Annotated in this window: 17 protein-coding genes; 7 read left to right on the top strand and 10 right to left on the bottom strand. The window is 70.2% G+C overall.

Translation table 11 applies throughout. The annotated features are described in order from the left end of the window. The first annotated feature begins 101 nt into the window (after positions 1-101). The gene (locus QFZ52_RS04935; RefSeq protein WP_307496513.1) at positions 102-1,634 is read left to right on the top strand and encodes a DNA-3-methyladenine glycosylase 2 family protein; all 1,533 of its coding nucleotides are present in this window, start codon (positions 102-104) and stop codon (positions 1,632-1,634) included. Then, positions 1,624-2,124 carry a methylated-DNA--[protein]-cysteine S-methyltransferase gene (locus tag QFZ52_RS04930; RefSeq protein ID WP_373425701.1) on the top strand — a complete coding sequence of 167 codons (501 nt, stop codon included), beginning with the start codon at positions 1,624-1,626 and terminating at the stop codon, positions 2,122-2,124. Before QFZ52_RS04935 ends, QFZ52_RS04930 begins: the two co-directional genes overlap by 11 nt. Positions 2,125-2,207: 83 nt before the next feature. Here QFZ52_RS04930 and QFZ52_RS04925 read toward each other — a convergent pair whose 3' ends face one another. The 9 genes from QFZ52_RS04925 to argC all read right to left on the bottom strand — a co-directional run bounded on the left by QFZ52_RS04925 (position 2,208) and on the right by argC (position 11,753). Continuing rightward, positions 2,208-2,972 (bottom strand): DinB family protein, encoded by a 765-nt coding sequence (locus QFZ52_RS04925; RefSeq protein WP_307496511.1) that lies wholly within the window; start codon positions 2,970-2,972, stop codon positions 2,208-2,210. 128 nt (positions 2,973-3,100) lie between these two features. Beyond that, on the bottom strand, positions 3,101-4,525 hold the full coding sequence (argH, locus tag QFZ52_RS04920; RefSeq protein ID WP_307496510.1) for an argininosuccinate lyase: 1,425 nt from the start codon (positions 4,523-4,525) through the stop codon (positions 3,101-3,103). A 2-nt stretch (positions 4,526-4,527) separates the two neighbouring features. Continuing rightward, entirely contained in the window at positions 4,528-5,733 is a 1,206-nt protein-coding gene (locus QFZ52_RS04915; RefSeq protein ID WP_066217344.1) for an argininosuccinate synthase, read from the bottom strand. Positions 5,734-5,807: 74 nt separating this feature from the next. Beyond that, positions 5,808-6,335 (bottom strand): arginine repressor, encoded by a 528-nt coding sequence (locus QFZ52_RS04910; protein ID WP_307496509.1) that lies wholly within the window; start codon positions 6,333-6,335, stop codon positions 5,808-5,810. Then, positions 6,335-7,303, bottom strand: a complete 969-nt coding sequence (gene argF / locus QFZ52_RS04905; RefSeq protein WP_307496508.1) for an ornithine carbamoyltransferase — start codon at positions 7,301-7,303, stop codon at positions 6,335-6,337. The genes QFZ52_RS04910 and argF overlap by 1 nt, the downstream gene beginning before the upstream one ends. Before the next feature lie 6 nt (positions 7,304-7,309). Further along, the gene (locus QFZ52_RS04900) at positions 7,310-8,581 is read right to left on the bottom strand and encodes an acetylornithine transaminase (RefSeq protein ID WP_307496507.1); all 1,272 of its coding nucleotides are present in this window, start codon (positions 8,579-8,581) and stop codon (positions 7,310-7,312) included. A gap of 5 nt (positions 8,582-8,586) precedes the next feature. Then, the gene (argB, locus tag QFZ52_RS04895; protein ID WP_307496506.1) at positions 8,587-9,528 is read right to left on the bottom strand and encodes an acetylglutamate kinase; all 942 of its coding nucleotides are present in this window, start codon (positions 9,526-9,528) and stop codon (positions 8,587-8,589) included. Positions 9,529-9,558: 30 nt separating this feature from the next. Next, complete coding sequence (gene argJ, locus QFZ52_RS04890) at positions 9,559-10,725, bottom strand: bifunctional glutamate N-acetyltransferase/amino-acid acetyltransferase ArgJ (RefSeq protein WP_307496505.1); 1,167 nt, start codon at positions 10,723-10,725, stop codon at positions 9,559-9,561. Beyond that, positions 10,722-11,753, bottom strand: a complete 1,032-nt coding sequence (gene argC / locus QFZ52_RS04885; protein WP_307496503.1) for an N-acetyl-gamma-glutamyl-phosphate reductase — start codon at positions 11,751-11,753, stop codon at positions 10,722-10,724. The genes argJ and argC overlap by 4 nt, the downstream gene beginning before the upstream one ends. A gap of 137 nt (positions 11,754-11,890) precedes the next feature. On the opposite strand from argC, the gene QFZ52_RS04880 reads away from it, so the two are divergent. From QFZ52_RS04880 to QFZ52_RS04870, 3 genes are all read left to right on the top strand, one after another. Next, the gene (locus QFZ52_RS04880) at positions 11,891-12,862 is read left to right on the top strand and encodes a quinone oxidoreductase family protein (RefSeq protein ID WP_307496502.1); all 972 of its coding nucleotides are present in this window, start codon (positions 11,891-11,893) and stop codon (positions 12,860-12,862) included. Positions 12,863-13,093: 231 nt separating this feature from the next. Further along, positions 13,094-16,963: a Pls/PosA family non-ribosomal peptide synthetase gene (locus QFZ52_RS04875; RefSeq protein ID WP_307498662.1), complete on the top strand. Its 3,870-nt coding sequence runs from the start codon at positions 13,094-13,096 to the stop codon at positions 16,961-16,963. A gap of 48 nt (positions 16,964-17,011) precedes the next feature. Continuing rightward, complete coding sequence (locus QFZ52_RS04870) at positions 17,012-18,361, top strand: M1 family metallopeptidase (RefSeq protein ID WP_307496501.1); 1,350 nt, start codon at positions 17,012-17,014, stop codon at positions 18,359-18,361. On the opposite strand, the gene QFZ52_RS04865 is transcribed toward QFZ52_RS04870, so the two are convergent. Then, on the bottom strand, positions 18,258-19,076 hold the full coding sequence (locus tag QFZ52_RS04865; protein ID WP_307496500.1) for a 4'-phosphopantetheinyl transferase family protein: 819 nt from the start codon (positions 19,074-19,076) through the stop codon (positions 18,258-18,260). The genes QFZ52_RS04870 and QFZ52_RS04865 overlap by 104 nt on opposite strands. Positions 19,077-19,157: 81 nt before the next feature. Here QFZ52_RS04865 and ppk2 point away from each other — a divergent pair, with 81 nt between their 5' ends. Next, complete coding sequence (ppk2, locus tag QFZ52_RS04860; protein WP_307496499.1) at positions 19,158-20,066, top strand: polyphosphate kinase 2; 909 nt, start codon at positions 19,158-19,160, stop codon at positions 20,064-20,066. A 215-nt stretch (positions 20,067-20,281) separates the two neighbouring features. Then, a complete protein-coding gene (locus tag QFZ52_RS04855; protein ID WP_307496498.1) occupies positions 20,282-20,713 on the top strand; it encodes an ASCH domain-containing protein in 432 nt (143 codons plus the stop codon). Positions 20,714-20,818 lie beyond the last annotated feature (105 nt).

The raw sequence follows: 20,818 nt of genomic DNA, 5'->3' as shown, positions 1-20,818 counted from the left end.
TCCGCCTCTGACACGGGCCGCACACCGCCCGCACGCTGCCCTTCCACTGTCGTGTCCGAAAACCGCCAGTGGACATGTCCGGAAACTGCCAGAATGAAGCCATGGACTTCTGGCAGCGCTACCGGGCGATCGACACGAGGGACGCCCGCTTCGACGGGCAGTTCTACACGGCCGTCAAGAGCACGGGCATCTACTGCCGTCCCTCCTGCCCGGCCCGCACCCCCAAACCGGAGAACGTCGAGTTCTTCGAAACCTCAGCCGCCGCGCACGAATCCGGTTACCGCGCCTGCAAGCGCTGCCTTCCCGAGGCCGTGCCGGGCACCCCCGCCTGGAACGTCCGCTCCGATATCGCCGCGCGCGCCATGCGCCTGATCAATGACGGTCTGGTGGACGACGGCGGCGTCCCCGCCCTCGCCGGCCGGCTCGGCTATTCGACGCGGCAGCTCGGTCGCATCCTGAGCCAGGAACTCGGCGCCGGCCCGCTGGCCCTGGCCCGCGCGGCCCGTGCGCAGACGGCCCGGCAGCTGCTCGTGTCCACGGGGATGAGCCTGGCTGATGTCGCCTTCGCCTCCGGTTTCAACAGCGTCCGGCAGTTCAACGAGACCATCTCCGCCGTGTTCGACAAGACGCCAGGTCAGCTCCGGGCCACCGCGAACGGACGCCGCGACGCGGCCGACGCCCCGGCCGGCACCCTGACCCTGCGCCTGCCGTACCGGGAACCGTTCGACCCCGGGGTGTTCCGTTTCCTGGCAGTCCGTGCGATCCCCGGGGTGGAGATCGCGGACGAGACGACGTATGAGCGGGCCCTCGCCCTGCCGCACGGTGTGGCGCATTTCCGGGTGTCGGCCACCGGCCGGGGGTATCTGGAACTGCAGATCCACTCCGTGAACCTGAAGGACCTCCACCGGCTCATCACCCGGGTCCGGAGGCTCTTCGACCTCGACGCGGACCCCCAGGCCATCGACGCGGCTCTTGCGGAGGACCCTCGACTGGCGGCATCCGTGGCGGAGGTCCCCGGGCTCCGGCTGCCGGGCGCCCTCGACCCACAGGAGATGCTCGTGCGGGCCATGGTCGGTCAGCAGATCACCGTGTCCGCGGCCCGGACGGCCCTGGCGGGGCTCTCCGTCTGCGGGGAGCCGTTCGAGACGTCCGCGCCCGGGCCCGCCACGGCTGAGGCGATCCCCCACCCGGAGGCGCGGATCACGCGGCTGTTCCCGGCGCCGTCGTCGCTGGCCGAGCATGTTCCGGAGCTGCTGCGGGGACCGGCCCGCCGGACGGCATCGCTGCAAGCGGCGGCCGCGGCCATGGCGTCCGGGGAGCTGGATTTCGGCTTCGGCGACACCCCGGAGACGCTCGCGGCGGCACTGCTGCCACAGGCGGGGATCGGGCCCTGGACCGTCGGGTACCTCTCCATGAGGATCCTCGGCGCCCCGGACGTCTTCCTGTCGGGGGACGCCGCCGTGCGCAACGGGATCCGCGCACTCGGCGAAGACGCCGGAGACCCGACGTTCACCGCCGTCTCCCCCTGGCGTTCCTACGCCACCCTGCACCTCTGGCGCCTGGCGGCCCTGCCGCGCGCCACCACCACGTCAACGCCCGCGAACCCCGAGAGGAAAGCACCGCATCATGGCTGACTACACCACCCTCACCACGCCCGACGGCCCCTTCACCGTCATCGCCCAGGACGGCGCAGTCCTCGCGTCGGGCTGGACCGCCGATCTGGGCGAGCTGCTCCCCCAGGTGCACCTGAGCCTGCGGCCCGCGGAGCTGCGCCGCGTTCAGACTCTCGGCGCGCTGACGGATGCCGTGGTGGCGTATTACGACGGCGACCTGACCGCGCCGATGACCGTGCCGGTGCACCAGAAGTCCGGTCCGTTCCGCGAACACGCCTGGGACGTGCTGCGGGAGGTCGCGGCGGGCAGCCCCCTGACCTATGCCGGCTACGCCCTGGCCGCGGGGAACCCCAAAGCCGTGCGGGCTGCGGCCAGCGCGTGCGCGTTCAATGCGGCAGCGCTGTTCGTCCCGTGCCACCGGATCGTCCGCACCGACGGTTCCCTGGGCGGCTTCCGCTGGGGTCTTCCGGTCAAGGAGAGCCTGCTGGCCCGGGAGGCCGCGGCGTCCTGACGAATGCGGGGTCAGATGATGTCCCCCGGTCGCTCCGGACGGGACATCATCTGACCCCGTGACGCTCTTGAGTGGCCGGGCGGCTACTTCGTGGGTGCGACGCCGGACGGCCAGGGCAGCAGCTCCGGCAGGTCGACGTCGTCCGCGGCGGCCGAGGCGCGCAGGGACGACAGGCTCGGCTCACGACCCGCCAGCCACGCGGCGATGTCCGTGAGCATGCCGCTCACCACCACTCCGTCGCCCCCGTGGCCGAGTGTCCGGGGCGGCAGGCCGAGGGGCTGGAGCACGAGGTGCCGGCCTTCCGGTACCCGCGCGGCGAGAAAGTCCAGCAGGTGCAGGCAGAAGGCCTTGGACCAGGTCTCCGGCCCGTAATCCAGGCCGAGGTCCGTGCCATGGATGGTGAGCTCACGCCAGAGCGCGAAGGCGCCGTCCCGCACCACGCCGTCCCGGTAGCTGATGGGGACGTCCCACTCCTGAGGTTCCAGGCTGGCGAGGGCGTCCAGTGCGCGGGTCGTCGCGGCCTGGACGTCTTCGCGGTGCTCCTCCGCGGTGTGGCCCGCGGCGAGTTCGATGCGCGCCGTGCGGCCCTCGTAGCCGCCGTCGTACAGGTCGATCCGCTCGCCGCGCTTCGCGTGCTCGATCTGCCGCGCCATCGCCTCGCTGATGCCCATGACGTGGGCCAGGACGTGACCCCGGGTCCATCCGGGAAGGACTGACGGCGCCTTCACGGCCTCATCGTCCAGGGAGGCCGCCAGCTTGTTCACCAGGTCCGCGGCGGACCGGAGATCGTGGAGCAGGGTGTCGTCGGCGGAGGCGTGGTCCGAGGACCCGGAAGTGATCTGGCTCATGCCGCCATCCTAGGCCAGGGACGACCGTTTCAGTGAGTGGCCATGAACCGGAATCCGTGCCGGACGCGCCAGAGGCCGGGTTCCGCAGGAGTGCGGAACCCGGCCTCTCGGGGCACGGCGATGACGGCTCAGGCCACGAACGACCGTGCCTCGCTCAGCTCGACTTCAAGCGCCTCAAGCTGACGTGCGACGGCGGACGGCGCGGTGCCGCCCTGAGCGCTGCGGCTGGCGAGCGAGCCCTCGGTCGAGAGCACGCTGCGGACCTCGGGAGTCAGTTGCGGGGAGATGGCCGCATACTCCTCGTCCGTCAGGTCCCACAGCTCGACGCCGCGGCTCTCGGCCTGCTTGACGGCCGCGCCGGAGAGCTCGTGGGCCTCGCGGAACGGCACGCCCTGCCGGACCAGCCATTCGGCCACATCGGTGGCGAGAGCGAAGCCCTGCGGCGCGAGCGACTGCATGCGCTCGGTGTTGAAACCGAGCGTCGCGATCATGCCGGAGACCGCCGGGAGCAACAGTTCCAGGGTGTCGGCCGCGTCGAAGACGGGCTCCTTGTCCTCCTGCAGATCCCGGTTGTACGCGAGGGGCAGGCCCTTGAGCGTGGCGAGCAGCCCGGTCAGATCGCCGATGAGGCGGCCGGCCTTGCCACGCGCCAGCTCCGCGACGTCAGGGTTCTTCTTCTGCGGCATGATAGACGAGCCCGTGGAGTAGGCGTCATCCAGCGTGACGAAGGAGAACTCCTTGGTGGCCCAGAGGATGACCTCCTCCGAGATGCGGGAGATGTCCACGCCGATCATGGCCGCGATCCAGGCGAACTCCGCGAAGACGTCACGGGAGGCCGTGCCGTCGATCGAGTTGTGCACCGCCGAGAAAAAGCCGAGGTCCGCTGCGACGGCCTCCGGGTCCAGACCCAACGAGGAACCCGCCAGGGCGCCGGAGCCGTACGGCGAGACGCCCGCACGCTTGTCCCAGTCCTGGAGCCGCTGCACATCGCGCAGGAGGGCCCAGGCGTGGGCCAGGAGGTGGTGGCTGAGCAGGACCGGCTGCGCGTGCTGCAGGTGCGTGCGGCCCGGCATGGCGACCTCGGGGTGAGCCTTGGACTGCGCCACGAGGGCGTCCACCACGTCCAGCACACGTGCGGCGATGATCCGGGCGTGATCCCGCAGGAACATGCGTCCCAGGGTGGCGATCTGGTCGTTGCGGGACCGGCCGGCGCGGAGCTTGCCGCCCAGGTGGGTGCCGGCGCGCTCGAGCAGGCCGCGTTCCAGGGAGCCGTGCACGTCCTCGTCGCTCTCGGCCGCCACGTAGGCGCCGCTCGCGACGTCCTCGTCCAGCTGCGTGAGGGCGGCCAGCATGCCGTCCAGCTCGGTGTCGTCGAGCAGACCCGCCTTGTGGAGCACGCGGGCGTGCGCCTTGGAGCCGGCGATGTCGTACCGCGCCAGACGCCAGTCGAAGTGCGTGGACTTGCTCAGCGCGGCGAGTGCGTCCGCCGGGGCGCCGGCGAAGCGCGCGCCCCAGAGGGCGCCCTCGTTCGTGCCGTGGGTTTCGGAGCTCATGCTCAGGCTCCCGCGACCCGCTGGTCGCGGGTGGAGGCGACCTTGGAGGACATGCCCCAGAGCTCGATGAAGCCCTTGGCCTGGGACTGGTCGAAGGTGTCGCCGGTGTCGTAGGTGGCGAGCGAGAAGTCGTACAGGCCGGTGTCCGAACGACGGCCGTTCACGATGGCCTGGCCGCCGTGCAGGGTCATGCGGATGTCGCCGGAGACGTACTTCTGGGTGTCCTCGATGAAGGCGTCCAGGGAGCGCTTGAGCGGGGAGAACCACTGGCCGTCGTAGACCAGTTCGGACCAGCGCTGGCCGACCGTGGCCTTGAAGCGGGCCTGCTCGCGCTCGATGGTGACGTCCTCGAGGTGCTTGTGGGCCGTGATGAGCGCCATGGCGCCGGGGGCCTCGTAGATCTCGCGGGACTTGATGCCGACGAGGCGGTCCTCGACCACGTCGATGCGGCCCACGCCCTGGGCGCCGGCGCGGCGGTTGAGCTCCTGGATGGCCTGCAGCGGGGTGACGGCCACGCCGTCGATCGCGACCGGGACACCCTGGTGGAAGGTCACGACGACCTCGTCCGGCGCCGGCGGGAACTCCGGGGTGGCGGTGTAGTCGTAGATGTCCTTGGTGGGGGCGTTCCAGATGTCTTCGAGGTAGCCGGTCTCCACGGCGCGGCCCCAGACGTTCTGGTCGATCGAGTACGGGTTCTTCTTGGTGGTCTCGATCGGCAGGCCCTTCTCCTCGGCGAAGGCGATGGCCTTGTCCCGGGTGAGGGCGAGGTCGCGGACCGGGGCGATGCACTTCAGGTCCGGGCCGAGGGTCTGGATGCCGACCTCGAAGCGGACCTGGTCGTTGCCCTTGCCGGTGCAGCCGTGGGCGACCGTGGTGGCGCCGAATTCACGGGCGGCCTTGACCAGGTGCTTGACGATCACGGGGCGGGAGATCGCGGACACCAGCGGGTAGTGGCCCTGGTAGAGGGCGTTCGCCTTCAGGGTGGGCATGGCGTACTCGTTGGCGAACTCATCGCGGGCGTCGGCCACGTAGGCCTCCACGGCACCGCAGCCGAGGGCGCGCTGGCGGATGGTCTCGAGGGACTCGCCGCCCTGCCCGACGTCGACCGCCACGGCGATCACTTCGGCGCCGGTGGCTTCGCCGATCCAGCCGATGGCCACAGACGTGTCAAGGCCGCCGGAGTAGGCCAGGACGATGCGCTCAGTCACGTGAGTATCTCCTTCAGGAAGTGGTGTATGTAAAACTATACATGACTATGAGTAAGTATTCATAGCCTTCTGGATCAATTCGGATTGCTGTCCGCCATGGCCAGGAACCGGGCGGCGAGAGCCTCCCCGCCCTGGGGGTCCCGGGCGACCAGGAGCACGGTGTCATCCCCCGCGATGGTGCCCAGCACGGACGGCATCACGGAGTGGTCGATGGCCAGGGCCAGGAAGTTCGCGGCGCCAGGCGGGGTCCGCAGCACCACGAGATTCGCCGACGCCTCCGCCGTGACCAGCAGTTCACCGCAGAGTTTCTCCAGGCGGGCGTCCAGGATCTCCTGGGCGACGGCGCTCGTCGGGCCACGGTCGCCGCCCTCGCCGGGGACGGCATACACGAGGCCGCCGTCGCTCCCCCGGACCCGGACCGCGCCGATCTCCACGAGATCCCGGGAGAGCGTCGCCTGCGTGACCTGCACGCCGTCGTCGGCCAAGAGAGCGGCCAGCTCCGCCTGTGAGCGCACGCTCTCGCCCCGCAGGATCGCGCTGATGCGCGCCTGGCGGGCCGTCTTGGTGGCGGGGCTCGTGGCCCCGGGCTGCGAGGACGTCATCAGTCCAGACCCGGCACCACGGACAGGCCGGAACGGTGCATGAGCCACGCCATCACGGCCTTCTGGGCGTGCAGACGGTTCTCAGCCTCGTCCCACACGACGGACTGCGGGCCGTCGATCACGTCCGCGGCGATCTCGTACCCGCGGTACGCGGGCAGGCAGTGCAGCACGATGGCATCCGGCGCGGCCTGCGCCATGGCCTCCTCGGTGACCGAGTAGTCACGGAAGAGCGTCATGCGGGACTCCTTCTCGGCCTCCTGCCCCATGGACACCCAGGTGTCCGTGGCGACGACGTCGGCGCCGGTCAGAGCCTCGGCCGCGTCGCTCGTGACGAGGACGCTGCCGCCGGTCTGGGCGGCGCGCTCCTCACCCGCGGCGACGATCTCCGGCGCCGGCAGGTACCCCTCCGGGCCCGCGATGCGCACGTGCATGCCCGCGTTGACGGCGGCCAGGAGGTAGGAGTTCGCCATGTTGTTGGCGGCGTCGCCCAGGTAGGTCAGGGTGAGGCCGGCCAGCGTGCCCTTGTGCTCGCGGATGGTGAGCAGATCGGCCAGCAGCTGGCACGGGTGGTAGTCGTCGCAGAGCGCGTTGATCACGGGCACTCGGGAGTTCTCCGCCATCTCCACCAGGCCCTGGTGCGCGCCGGTCCGCCACACGATCGTGGAGACCATGCGCTCGAGCACGCGGGCGGTGTCGGCCACGGACTCCTTGTGGCCGATCTGCGCCTCCCCGGGATTGATGATGAGGGGGCTGCCGCCGAGCTCGGACACGCCGGCGCTGAACGACACGCGGGTCCGGGTGGACGTCTTGTCGAAGATGACCGCGACCGTCTTGCGCGCCCGGCCTTCGCCCGCGTACACGGCCAGGGAGTCCGGTTCGGCCTTGAGCCGCACCGCAAGGTCCAGGACCTCGTTCAGCTCGGCGGGGCTGAGGTCGGTGTCTTTGAGGAAGTGACGTACGGAAGTCATGGGAACCTACTCTGCCGCCGAGGCGGCCTTGGCCGTGGAGAGGATGCCGGGGAACGCGCCGAGGAACGCGTCCGCCTGGGCATCGCTGAGGATGAGGGGCGGCGCCAGGCGCAGCGTGTGGGGGCCGGGCGCGTTGAGGATGAAACCGGCGTCGAGCGCCGCGGTGATGAAAGCGGGCGCGACGTCGGCGTCCAGGTCGATCCCGATCAGCAGGCCGCGCTGGCGGACCTCCGTCACGCCGGGCACCGCGGCCAGGCCGCGCGCCAGGCGCTCACCCGTGGCGCGGACCTGAGCCAGGATGCCCTGCTGCTCGATCACGTGCAGGGTAGCAAGGGCCGCGGCCGTCGCCACCGGATTGCCGCCGAACGTGGTGCCGTGCTGGCCCGGGTTCAGCAGGGCGGAGACCTTCTCGCCGAACGTGACGAGCGCACCGATGGGGAAGCCACCGCCGAGACCCTTCGCCAGGGTCATGGCGTCCGGCAGCACGCCGCTCTCTTGGAAGGCGAACCACTGGCCCGTGCGCCCCACGCCGGTCTGGACCTCGTCCAGGATGAGGAGGGCGCCGTGCTCGGTGCACAGTTCCCGGGCGAGCCGCAGGTACTCGGGATCGAGCGGACGCACACCGGCCTCGCCCTGGATCGGCTCCAGGACCACGGCGGCGGTCTGGCCGTCGACGGCGTCGCGAAGCGCTTGCTGATCGTTGAACGGAAGATGGACGACTCCGCCGGGCAGCGGCTCGAACGGCTCACGGTAAGCCTGCTTGGCGGTGAGGGCGAGAGCGCCCATGGTGCGGCCGTGGAAGGCTCCCTCGAGGGCGATGATCTTCCGGCGCGGCCCTTCCGGTCCGTCCGCGTTGCGGCGCGCGAGCTTGAACGCCGCCTCATTGGCCTCGGTGCCGGAGTTGGAGAAGAACACCTTGGAGCCGTCGGGCGCGCCCGCGAGCTCCAGGAGCTTCTCCGCGAGCGCGATCTGCGGCGGGGAGGCGAAGAAGTTGGAGACGTGGCCGAGGGTGGCCAGCTGGCTCGAGATCACCGAGGTGACGAACGGGTGGGCGTGGCCCAGCGCGTTCACCGCGATCCCGCCCAGCAGGTCCAGGTACTCCTTGCCGTCGGCATCCCAAACCACGGCGCCCGCGCCGCGGACCAGCACGCGCTGCGGCGTGCCGAAGACGTTGAGCAGGGCTCCGGAGTAGCGCGAGAGCCACTCCGCGCCGCTCGCCGTGCGGGCGTCCAGGAGGCCTTCCTCCTGCGCGGGGGTGATGTCAGCGTGCTTCGCCATGCGCGTCACAGCCCTTCCGTGGTGAGGTCGGCGTCCGCGTCGCGGACCACCTGGGTGCCGATGCCAGCCGTCGTGAAGACCTCGAGCAGCATGGAGTGCGGCAGGCGGCCGTCCACGATGTGGGACTGCGGCACTCCCCCGTCCACCGCCTTGAGGCAGGCCTCCATCTTGGGGATCATGCCGGACTGCAGGCTCGGCAGCATGGCCCTCAGCTGATCGGCGGTCAGGGTGGAGATGAGCGAGTCCTTGTCCGGCCAGTTCGCGTACAGGCCCTCGACGTCGGTCAGGATCACGAGCTTGCTGGCGCCCAGCGCTTCGGCCAGGGCCGCCGCGGCGGTGTCCGCATTGACGTTCAGCACATCCCCGGTCGGGGAGCCGTCCGGCCCGATCTCGGGAGCGACCGTGGAGATGACCGGGATCCGGCCGGCCTCCAGGAGGTCGTGGATGGCGCGGGGGTTCACGCCCACCACCTCACCCACGAGGCCCAGGTCCACGGCCTCGCCGTCCACCTCGGTGCCCGTCCGGATGGCCTGCAGCAGGCCGCCGTCCTCACCGGAGAGTCCCACGGCGTACGGGCCGTGGTTGTTGATGAGGCCCACCAGCTCACGGCCCACCTGACCCGTGAGGACCATGCGCACGACGTCCATCGCCTCGGGCGTGGTGACGCGCAGTCCGCCCTTGAACTCGCTCTCGATGCCCAGCCGGGCCAGCATGGAGTTGATCTGCGGACCGCCGCCGTGCACGACCACGGGCCGCACGCCCACGTGGTGCAGGAAGACGATGTCCTCCGCGAAAGCCCGTCGCAGTTCCTCGTTGATCATGGCGTTGCCGCCGTACTTGATCACCATGGTGTTCCCGGCGAAGCGCTGGATCCAGGGCAGGGCTTCGATGAGGGTCTCGGCCTTGGACTGAGCCTGGCTGAGATCCCTCGTCATGCTGGAGGTCATGTCTCTCCTAAGGCGTGGGTGGTGCGCTACTCAGCTGGAGTAGGCGCTGTTTTCGTGCACGTAGTCGTGGGTGAGGTCGTTGGTCCAGATGGTGGCCTCGTCCTCGCCGGCGTTCAGGTCGATCTCCACGAGCACCTCCCGGTCCTCCAGGCTGACCAGGGAACGGTCCTCGCCGATCCCGCCGTTGCGGCAGATCTGCACCCCGTTGATGGCCACGTTCAGCCGGTCCGGGTCGAAGACGGCATCCGTGGTGCCCACAGCCGAGAGCACGCGGCCCCAGTTCGGGTCCTTGCCGAAGATCGCGGTCTTGAAGAGATTCGAGCGCGCGACGGCGCGGCTCACCGTCTCGGCGTCGAGCTCGCTGGCGGCGTTGAAGGTGCGGATGGCGATGTCATGCGCGGCGCCCTCGGCGTCGCCGATGAGCTGGCGGGCCAGGTTCTTGCACACTTCCTGCAGTCCCTTGCCGAACTCCTCGCCGGCCGGGTAGGACCCGGAGGCGCCGGAGGCGAGCAGCAGGACGGTGTCGTTGGTGGACATGCAGCCGTCCGAGTCGGCGCGGTTGAAGCTCAGACGCACGGCCTCCCGCAGCTCCGCGTCCAGGAGTTCCGGGCTGACGATCGCGTCCGTGGTGATAACCACGAGCATGGTGGCCAGGCCGGGGGCGAGCATGCCGGCCCCCTTGGCCATGCCGCCGATCGTGAAGCCGGTGCCGAGCGGATCGAAACCGATGTAGCTGGCTTCCTTGCTCACGGTGTCCGTGGTCATGATGGCCTCGGCCGCGGCGGACCCGGCATCCGGACCGGCGTTGTCCACCAGCAGTTCCAGACCGGGCAGGATCTTGTCCATGGGCAGCTGCTCGCCGATCAGGCCCGTGGAACAGACGGCGACGTCCCCGGCGGAGACGCCGAGCAGCGCGGCGAGCCGTTCCGCCGTCGCGTGCGTGTTCTGGAAACCCTGCGGGCCGGTGCAGGCGTTCGCGCCGCCCGAGTTCAGGACCACCGCGTCCACGCGGCCGTCCGCGAGGACCTGGCGGGACCAGTGCACGGGAGCCGCGGCCACCCTGTTCGAGGTGAACACCCCGGCGGCGTGCTTGGTCGGCCCGTCGTTGATGACCAGGGCCATGTCCGGCTTGCCGCTGGCTTTCAGGCCTGCGGTGATGCCTGCTGCACGGAATCCGAGGGGAAGGGTGACACTCACGGGGCGACTCCTAGCTGGGCGAGACCCAGGGATTCGTCGAGACCCAGGGCGATGTTCATGGACTGCACGGCACCGCCTGCGGTGCCCTTGGTCAGGTTATCGATTGCCGCACTGACAATCACCCTTCCCGTGTGCGCGTCGTACGCCAGCTGGAGGACGGCGTGGTTGGAACCCTGCACGGACTTGGTGGTCGGCCACTGGCCTTCGGGCAGGAGGTGCACGAACGTCTCGTTCTCGTAGGCGTCCTGCCAGGCCGCGCGCAGCTCCTCCGCGCCGACGCCCGGCTTCACCCGCGCCGTCGCGGTGGTCAGGATGCCGCGGCTCATGGGGGCGAGCGTCGGGGTGAAGGAGACCGTGACGGGCTCGCCCGCAGCGTTGCCGAGTCCCTGTTCGATCTCCGGGGTGTGGCGGTGCCCACCGCCCACGCCGTACGGCGACATGGAGCCCATGACCTCCGAGCCGAGCAGGTTGACCTTGGCGGCCTTCCCGGCGCCGGACGTGCCGGAGGCGGAGACGATCACCACGTCCTGCGGTTCGAGGAGGCCGGCCGCGAAGCCCGGGGTGAGCGCGAGGAGGGCCGACGTCGGGTAGCAGCCCGGCACGGCGACGCGCTTGCTGCCGCGGAGCTTCTCCCGCTGGCCGGGGAGCTCGGGCAGGCCGTACGGCCACGTGCCCGCGTGCGGCGAGCCGTAGAACTTCTCCCACGCCGCGGCGTCCTCGAGACGGTGGTCCGCGCCGGCGTCGATCACCAGGGTGCCTTCGGGCAGCTGCGCGGCGATCTCGGCGGACGCGCCGTGCGGCAGTGCCAGGAACACCACGTCATGCCCGGCCAGATTCTCCACGCTGGTCTCTTCCAGGATGCGGTCACCGAGGGTGTGAAGCTGCGGCTGAACGCTGCCCAGGCGGGCCCCGGCGTTGCTGTGGGCGGTGATGGCGCCGATGGTCACTCCGGGGTGGGTGGCGAGCAGGCGCAGCACCTCTCCCCCTGCGTAACCACTGGCTCCGGAAACGGCGACGGATATGCTCATGCGCACACTCTACACCTCGAAGCAAGAATATGCATTGTTGTAAATATTTATGCATCGGCATGGCGCGGTGACCGCTCCGGAGCCACTGCATAAGATGTCCCTGACGGTAATCGAGAGGGACACGGGAGGCACACACCATGCACGCCATCATCGCCCGGGAGACCGGCGGACCAGAGGTGCTCGAGTACACCGAGACGGACGTCCCCCAGCCCGGACCCGGCCGGCTCCGCTTCCGCGTGGCCGCCACCGGGGTCAACTTCATCGAGACCTACCAGCGGGAGGGCATCTATCCCCTGCCGTTCCCCTGGACCCCCGGGGCGGAGGCGTCCGGAGTGGTCGACGCCGTGGGTGAGGGAGTGACCGGCTTCGCGGTCGGCGACCGGATCGCCACCGCCGAGGCCGCCGAATGCTACGCGGAGTACGCGATCGTCGACGCGGACAAGGCCCTGCCCGTCCCCGACGGCCTGGACCTCGAGACCGCGGCGGCGCTTCCTCTGCAGGGCATGACCGCCCACTACCTGGCGACCTCCAGCTTCCCGGCCGGCGAGGGCACCACCGCCCTGGTGCACGCCGGGGCCGGCGGCGTGGGGCTGCTCCTCATCCAGCTTCTCAAGGCCCGCGGCGCACGGGTCATCACCACGGTGTCCACGCCGGAGAAGGCCGACCTCGCGCGCCTCGCGGGCGCCGATCTGGTGGTCGACTACTCGGACTTCGCCACCCAGGCGCGGCAGTTCACGGACGGCCGCGGCGTGGACGTGGTGTACGACGGCGTCGGCAAGGACACCTTCGACTCCTCCTTGCAGAGCCTCCGTGTCCGCGGAACGCTCGTGCTCTTCGGCGCGGCCTCCGGGCCGGTCCCGCCCGTCGATCCCCAGCGGCTCAACCAGGGCGGCTCCCTGTTCCTCACCCGGCCGACGCTCGGACACCACCTCCAGGACGCCGAAGAACGGCGCTGGCGCTCGGGCGAGGTGTTCGGCGCGGCGGCCGACGGCGGCCTGTCGGTGCGCATCGGCGCCCGGTACCCGCTCTCCCGCGCCGCCGACGCCCACCGTGACCTCGCCGCGCGGCGGACCACGGGCAAGGTGCTGCTGATCCCCGATGGCGACTGACACGTCCGCGGCCCACGATGGGCCAGGATACGGTCTCCCGCGGACCGGACACCGGGGCCTTCAGCGGAACTTCATCAGTGGTTCACTCACGACAGAAAGGATGCTGGCGTGACCGAGCATCCCGAATCCTCCCCGCATGACCCTTCCCCCGCTCCGGAGGCCCCCGGCCCCGAGCCCGCGGTGAAGGCCGGCGGCGCGCCGTCGTCCACGGGGACCGTCCACGAACCTCAGATGCCGGGCGGCGTTCTCGCGCCCCCGGAGCGCACCCTGGTGGACATCTTCCTCGCCACGGTCGAGGCGAACCCCGAGGCCTCGGCTCTGGATGACGGGAAGAAGTCGCTCAGTTACGCCGAGCTGGCCGACGAGGTGCGTGGCTACGCCCGCAAGCTCCACCGGGCCGGGCTCGGCGCCGGGGACAAGATCGGCATCCGGATCCCCTCCGGCACCAATGAGCTCTACATCGCCATCCTGGCCATCCTCCTGTTGGGCGCCGCCTACGTGCCGGTGGACGCCGACGACCCGGACGAACGCGCCCGCCTCGTGTTCAGCGAAGCCAAGGTGGCCGGCATCCTCAAAGCCAAGGGCGAAATCGTGGTGGACAAGAAGCGCCCCAAGCCCTTCCCGGCTCCCCGCATGCCGTTGCCCGAGGACGATTCCTGGGTCATCTTCACCTCCGGCTCCACCGGAACTCCGAAGGGCGTCGCCGTGCGGCACCGCAATTCGGCCGCGTTCGTGGACGCCGAGGCGCGGCTCTTCCTCCAGGGTGAGCCCATCGGCACCGACGACCGCGTGCTCGCTGGGCTCTCGGTCGCCTTCGACGCCTCTTGCGAGGAGATGTGGCTCGCCTGGCGGCACGGCGCCTGCCTCGTCCCCGCACCGCGCGCCCTGGTCCGCACCGGCATGGACCTCGGGCCGTGGCTCATCAACCACGGCATCACCGTTGTCTCCACCGTCCCGACGCTCGCCGCGCTCTGGCCCGCCGAAGCGCTGGAGAACGTGCGCCTGCTGATCTTCGGCGGCGAAGCGTGCCCGCCCGAGCTGGCCGAGCGCCTCGCCGTGGACGAGCGCGAGGTCTGGAACACGTACGGGCCCACGGAGGCCACGGTCGTGGCCTGCGCCGCTCCCCTCGGCGGACCCGGCCCCGTGCGCATCGGCCTGCCGCTGGACGGCTGGGACCTCGCCGTCGTCGACGCCGAGGGCGTGCCGGTGACGGAAGGCGAGATCGGCGAGCTGATCATCGGCGGTGTCGGCCTGGCGCGTTACCTGGATCCCGCGAAGGACGCGGAGAAGTACGCGCCGATGCCCAGCCTCGGCTGGGAACGCGCCTACCGCTCCGGCGACCTGGTCCGCTACGAGGCCGCGGGCCTCATCTTCCAGGGCCGTGCGGACGAACAGGTCAAGCTCGGCGGACGCCGTATCGAACTCGGCGAGGTCGACGCGGCCCTCCAGGCGCTTCCGGGCATCGCCGGCGCCGCGGCGGCCGTGCAGACGACGGCGGCCGGGAACCAGGTCCTGGTCGGCTACCTCGTGCCGGCCGGGGACGCCGAGCCGGACCTGGGCGGGCTGCGGGAGATTCTGGGCGAGTCCCTGCCCGCTCCGCTCATCCCCCTCCTGACCACCACCGACAGTCTGCCGACCAAGACGAGCGGCAAGGTGGACCGCAAGGCCCTGCCGTGGCCGCTGGCCGGAGGCTCTGCCGACGCCGCGGACGCCGCCCCACTGAATCTTCCCGACGATGCCCAGTGGATCGTGGACACCTGGAGCGCCGTGCTGGGCGCCCAGGCCACGAGCCTCGACGCCGACTTCTTCGCCCACGGCGGCGGTTCCCTCGCCGCCGCGCAGCTGGTCTCCGCCCTGCGCCGCCGCTACCCGACCGTCACCGTGGCCGACATCTACGCCAACCCCCGCGTCGGAGCCCTCGTCGAAGCCTGCCGCGCCTCCGTCCCGGACGGCGAGGCCGTCGTGGCGAAGGAGCGTGTGGTCCGCCGGACCGCCCGGAAGACCCAGGTGTTCCAGACCCTCATGGGCGTGCCACTGTTCATCCTGGTGGGCATGCGCTGGCTGACGTACCTCATGGCCGTCAACAATTTGCTCTCCGCCTGGCGCGTCCTCCACGCGGCGCCCACCGTCTCCTGGTGGTGGGTCCTGCTGTCCTGGGCCGTCTTCGTCAGCCCCCTGGGCCGGATGGGCATCGCCGTGGTGGCCGCGCGGGTGCTCCTGCGAGGGGTCACCCCGGGCGTATACCCCCGCTCCGGCCGCGTACACCTCAAGCTCTGGCTCGCGGAGCAGATCCAGGACGCCGCGAGCGCGGTCAGCCTGGCCAGCGCTCCGTGGGTCCCGTACTACGCCCGTGCCCTGGGCGCCAAGCTGGGCCGCGACGTGATCCTCCACTCCGTGCCGCCCGTCACCGGTCTGCTGACCGTCGGCCGCGGCGCGAACGTCGAGCCCGAGGTGGACCTCTCCGGCTGGTGGGTCGACGGCGATAAGGTCCACATCGGCTCCGTCTCGATCGGTCCCGGCGCCACCATCGGCGCGCGCAGCACGCTCATGCCCGGCGCGAAGGTGGGCGCCGACGCGATCGTCGAGCCAGGCTCCGCCGTGACCGGCAAGGTCAAGGCGGGCACCACCGTGGCCGGATCCCCGGCCGGCCGGACCGGCAAGGCCAAGCCGGCCTGGCCCGAGTACGGTGGCGTCAGTGAGGGCGTCCGGGAGTTCAGCTGGTTCACCGCCTTCGCCGCGGCCTCCGGGCTCCTGGCGTGCATCCCGTTCATCTCGGCCGCGGTGGCCGGGCTCGTGGTCGTGGGCGCCCTGCACGGCGCGGCATCGCTCTCCGAGTCCCTCGGCGCACTCGCCTGGTCCGTGCCGCTGGCCTCCGTGGTCTGGTTCCTCTGCAACGCGCTCCTGATCCTCGGGACGACGCGGGCGCTGGCGATCGGCCTCGTGGAAGGGCATCACCGCGTGCGCAGCCGGGTCGGCTGGCAGGTCTGGGCCACGGAGCGTGTTCTGGACATGGCCCGCGACCTCCTATTCCCGATCTACGCCAGCCTCTTCACCCCGATCTGGCTCCGGCTGCTGGGCGCCACGATCGGCAAGAACGTGGAGGCCTCCACCGTCCTGCTGGTGCCGAGCATGACCACCGTGGGCGACGGCGCGTTCCTGGCCGACGACACGATGGTCGCCTCCTACGAGCTGGGCGGCGGCTGGCTCAAAGTCGCCCCGGCCAAGGTGGGCAAGCGAGCCTTCCTCGGCAACTCCGGGATGACGGCGGCCGGCCGCAGTGTGCCGAAGAACTCCCTCGTGGCGGTCCTCTCCGCCACACCGCGCAAGGCCAAGTCGGGCAGCTCCTGGCTCGGCAGTCCCCCGGTCCGGCTGCGGCGCGTGGCACAGAGCACCGACGCGAGCCGCACCTTCGAACCGCCCACCCGTCTCAAGGTGGCACGCGCCCTCTGGGAGCTGTGCCGCGTCTTCCCGGTCCTGCTGACGGGCTACCTGGCGGTGGGCGTCATGGTCCTTCTCGACGCCATCGCCCGCGGCACCGGCTACTGGCTGGCCGCGCTGCTCGGCGGTCTCGTGGTCCTGCTGGCCGGAGCGGTCGCGGCCGCGAGCGCCGTCGTCGCCAAATGGGTCCTGGTGGGGCGGATCCGCGAAGGCGAGCACCCGCTCTGGAGTTCCTTCATCTGGCGGAACGAAGTGGTGGACACCTTCATCGAGATGGCCGCCGCACCCTGGTTCGCACGGGCCGCAGCGGGCACTCCCGCCCTGGTCTGGTGGCTCCGGGCGCTCGGCGCGAAGATCGGTCACGGCGTCTGGTGCGAGAGCTACTGGCTGCCGGAGGCGGACCTGGTGACCCTGGGCGACGGTTCCACCGTGAACCGCGGCTGCGTGGTGCAGACTCACCTCTTCCACGACCGCATCATGGCGATCGATACCGTAACGTTGGAGGCTGGTTCCACCATGGGGCCGCACGGCGTGATCCTGCCCCAGGCATCCCTGGGCAGCGGGGCCACGGTCGGTCCCGCGTCCCTCGTGATGCGGGGTGAAGCGGTCCCGGCCGGGAGTTACTGGATGGGCAATCCGGTCAGCCCCTGGCGCGGACCGTAGCAGCCCCCGCACCGTCCCCGTCCCCGACCCTGGATGACCCTCTCTCCCATGTCTGAGCACCACGGCAAGAAGCACCCGGCCTCCACGATCCCGGACCCGTACACCCCCGGGCACGGGAGCGCGGACTACAGCGTCCGGCACTACGATCTGGAACTCGACTGCCGGCTGGCGAGCAACCGGCTGCAGGGTGTGGCGATCCTCCGGGGGCGCGCGAATGCGAAGCTGTCCCAGATCTCGCTGGATCTGGCTGGTCTCAAGCCGACCAAGATCCAGCTCAACGGATCCCGCGTGGCGAAGTTCGCCCAGCGCGGGGACAAGCTCGTCGTCAACGCCCCGCACAGCATCGCCAAGGGCGAGGACTTCCTTCTGGAGGTGCGCTACGAGGGCAATCCGCGGCCGCGCCGTGGCACCTGGGGTGAGGTCGGCTGGGAGGAGCTGCGCGACGGCGTGCTGGTCGCCGGACAGCCGGACGGCGCGCCGTCGTGGTTCCCGTGCAATGATCACCCGAGCCAGAAGGCCTCCTACCGCTTCACAGTGACCACCGACGCCGGCTACCGCGTGGTGTGCAACGGCCGCCTCGTCGAGCACCGCCGGAAGTCCAGCCGCGAGACCTGGGTGTTCGAGCAGAAGGAGCCGATGGCCACCTACCTGGCGACACTCCAGATCGGGCGGTACACCACGTTCGATGTCGACGGCGCCGCGAGCGCGGTCCCGATCCACGTCGCGGTGCCGCCGTCGCTCCGCGGTCAGGCCGAGACGGGGCTGGCCCGGCAGCGCGAGATGATGGACCTCTTCGAGGACCGCTTCGGCCCGTACCCCTTCGGCGAATACAGCGTCGTGGTCACGGAAGACGAGCTCGAGATCCCGCTCGAGGCGCAGGCCTTGTCGATCATCGGGCGCAACCACCTCGCCACCGAGTGGGAGGCTCAGCGCCTCGTGGCTCACGAACTGAGCCACCAGTGGTTCGGCAACTCCCTGACGGTCGGCAGCTGGAAGGACATCTGGCTGCACGAAGGGTTCGCCTGTTACGCCGAATGGCTGTGGAGCGAGGCCAGTGGGACGCTCAGCACCCAGTTGCGGGTGCTCGCGGCCTGGCGCAAACTCGCGGATCAGGCCCAGGACCTGGTGATCGGCGATCCCGGCCCCCGGGACATGTTCGATGACCGCGTGTACAAGCGGGGCGCCCTGGCCCTCCACGTGCTGCGGACCGCCATGGGCGACGAGCAGTTCTTCACCCTCCTGCGGGAGTGGACCCGCGAACACCGCCACGCCGCGGTCACGCCGCAGGAACTCTTCACCCTCGCGGATTCACTGGCGCCGGGGCTCGACGCGGCCGGTCTACTCCGGCCATGGCTGCACGAAAAGCACCTTCCGCCGCTGCCGGCACCGCTGCCGTGAGCACGTGCGGAGGCAGCCCCTCCGCACGGGCCTCCAGCCATACCACTCCTGGCGCATAGGCCGTCGCGTCGCCCGCGGGCGTTCGCCGGTGTCCGCGCGCGGCCAGGACCGGGATACCAGACGGATCCGTTCTCAGGCCGTGGCCGTCGCGCTTGGCCACGGCCTCTTTCGCGGCCCACAGCGCGGCCCGGCCGGCGTTCCTTGCTCCAGGTTCCTGTGTCCGGAGCCAGTCGCGTTCCGGCCCGCTGACGGCGACGTCGTCGAAGCCGTCGAAGATCTCCCGTTCGAGGGTCAGGTCTAGACCGATGCGGAAGTCGGGATCGGCTCCCGTCACGACGACGACGGCGCCCCACTCCCCAGCACGGCTGGCGGACAGTGCCACGCCGGGGAGGCTCTGTGGGCGGGGGTTCTGTGGGACTGAAATCTGTGGGCTTGAGTTTTCCGGGCCCACTCCCGTCAGCGCATATCCCGGCCTGCCGTGTCCCGCCCCCCGGCCGCAATCAGGGCATTCGTAGGCACTGACCAGTCGTCCCGGGTGGACGTCGAGGATGTCCCCCAGGAGCTGTCGCTGCACCCGGCGCAAGGCGCCGAAGCGCGCTCGCGCGGTGCCCGAGGTGAAGGCGCGCGCCCGTTCCTGTTCGGCGGCGTCGAGGGGCGGAAGGCCGGCATCGCGCGCGGCATCATCGAGAGAGCCCAGCCAGGTGAAAACGCGCATGGTTCCATTGTCCCCGGTGCGGCGGCTCGGCCTCCGCATCCCGTTCAACCGCCGTTCATCGGCCGCGTCTACGGTGACGCCATGAGCATCCTGAACCACTCGCTCGCGGGGATCCAGCCGCCGCTCGGCTACTCCGTGCTGGACGATGATGACGACGATCCCGTCCTGCTGGACGCCCACGGCGTGCCGCTCGACACCTGGCGGGAAGGCTATCCGTACAGCGAACGTCTGGACCGGCCCCGGTACGAGATGGAGAAGCGTCTCCTGCAGATCGAACTCCTGAAGCTGCAGAAGTGGGTCAAGGGGAACGGCCGCCGGCTGCTCCTGGTGTTCGAAGGCCGCGACGCCGCGGGCAAGGGCGGCACCATCAAGCGCTTCACGGAGCATCTGAACCCCCGTGGCGCCCGGGTGGTGGCGCTGGAGAAACCCAGTAGCACCGAGCAGAGCCAGTGGTATTTCCAGCGCTATGTGAAGCACCTGCCGGCGGCCGGCGACATGGTCCTCTTCGACCGCTCCTGGTACAACCGGGCCGGTGTCGAGCGGGTCATGGGATTCTGTACCGACGAGCAGTACCAGGTGTTCCTGCGCCAGGTGCCGTTGTTCGAAGAACTCCTGGTCCAGGACGGCATCGACGTCGTGAAGTTCTGGTTCTCGGTCTCCCGCTCGGAGCAGTTGACACGCTTCACCATCCGCCAGGTCGATCCGGTGCGTCAGTGGAAGCTCTCCCCCATGGACCTGGCCTCCCTCGACAAGTGGGATTCCTACACAGAGGCCAAGGAGACGATGTTCCTGGCGACGGACACCGCTCATGCCCCGTGGACCGTGGTCAAGAGCAACGACAAGAAGCGCGCACGCCTCGAGGCCATGCGCCACGTGCTCGACCTGTTCGACTACGACGGCAAGGACCCCGAACTAGCCACCGCCCCCGACCCGCTGATCGTGGGCCCGGCCTCGCGCATCTTCGAAGACGGAGAACACCCGGCGGCTTAGGCTCCAACCTCCCCCACCCTTCGCCCCTCCCCGCTCCGCCCTTCCCCCCTCACCCTTCTCGCACGGCCCCTTGCCTGCGTGGACCCACCATCGACTGCTCCGTACGATGCCGTTTTCGGCGAAGATCAGGGAGAAACGGCATCCTATGGAGCAATCGATGACGTCTGGGACGAAGCCCGGACGATGAAGGCCCCGCGCCGCTCTAGACTGACCGGATGACCGCGATCGATCCTGCCTGGCCCGTTTCCGAGTATGCGTTCCCTGGGCCGCTGCGGGATCGGCTCGTGGCCGCGCTGCTTGACGGGACGAAAACGTCCACGTCCTCGCTGCTTCTCGAGTACTCCGCGAAGGAGCCGGTGCCGCGCGCGGGCGAGCACGCCGTCGTCGTCGATTCAGCGGGTGTGCCGGTCGCCATAGAGACGGTGACCGCGGTAGAGGTGTGCCGTCTGGATGCTGTGACGATGGAGCATGCCCTGGCCGAGGGCGAAGGCTTCGGAAACGTCGCCGAATGGCGCGCCGCCCATGAGGAGTTCTGGCACTCAGCCGAATTCCGCGAATCCATCGGAGATCCGGGCTTCCGGGTCACGGAGGACACCCTGGTCGTCTGCGTGAGGATGGCTGTCCGGGCACTCTTCGCCCGTCCTTGAACCTCTGCCCGCCGTCAAACCCCGCCGTTAGACGCCGTTAAACATCGACTGCTCCATACGAAGCCGATTTCCCGGATATTCTCGGGATTTCGACATCGTATGGAG

It is taken from the genome of Arthrobacter woluwensis, assembly GCF_030816155.1.
GTDB lineage: Bacteria > Actinomycetota > Actinomycetes > Actinomycetales > Micrococcaceae > Arthrobacter_E > Arthrobacter_E woluwensis_A.
The sequence above is the reverse complement of the archived record's forward strand: the minus strand, read 5'-3'. Positions and strand labels throughout refer to the sequence as shown.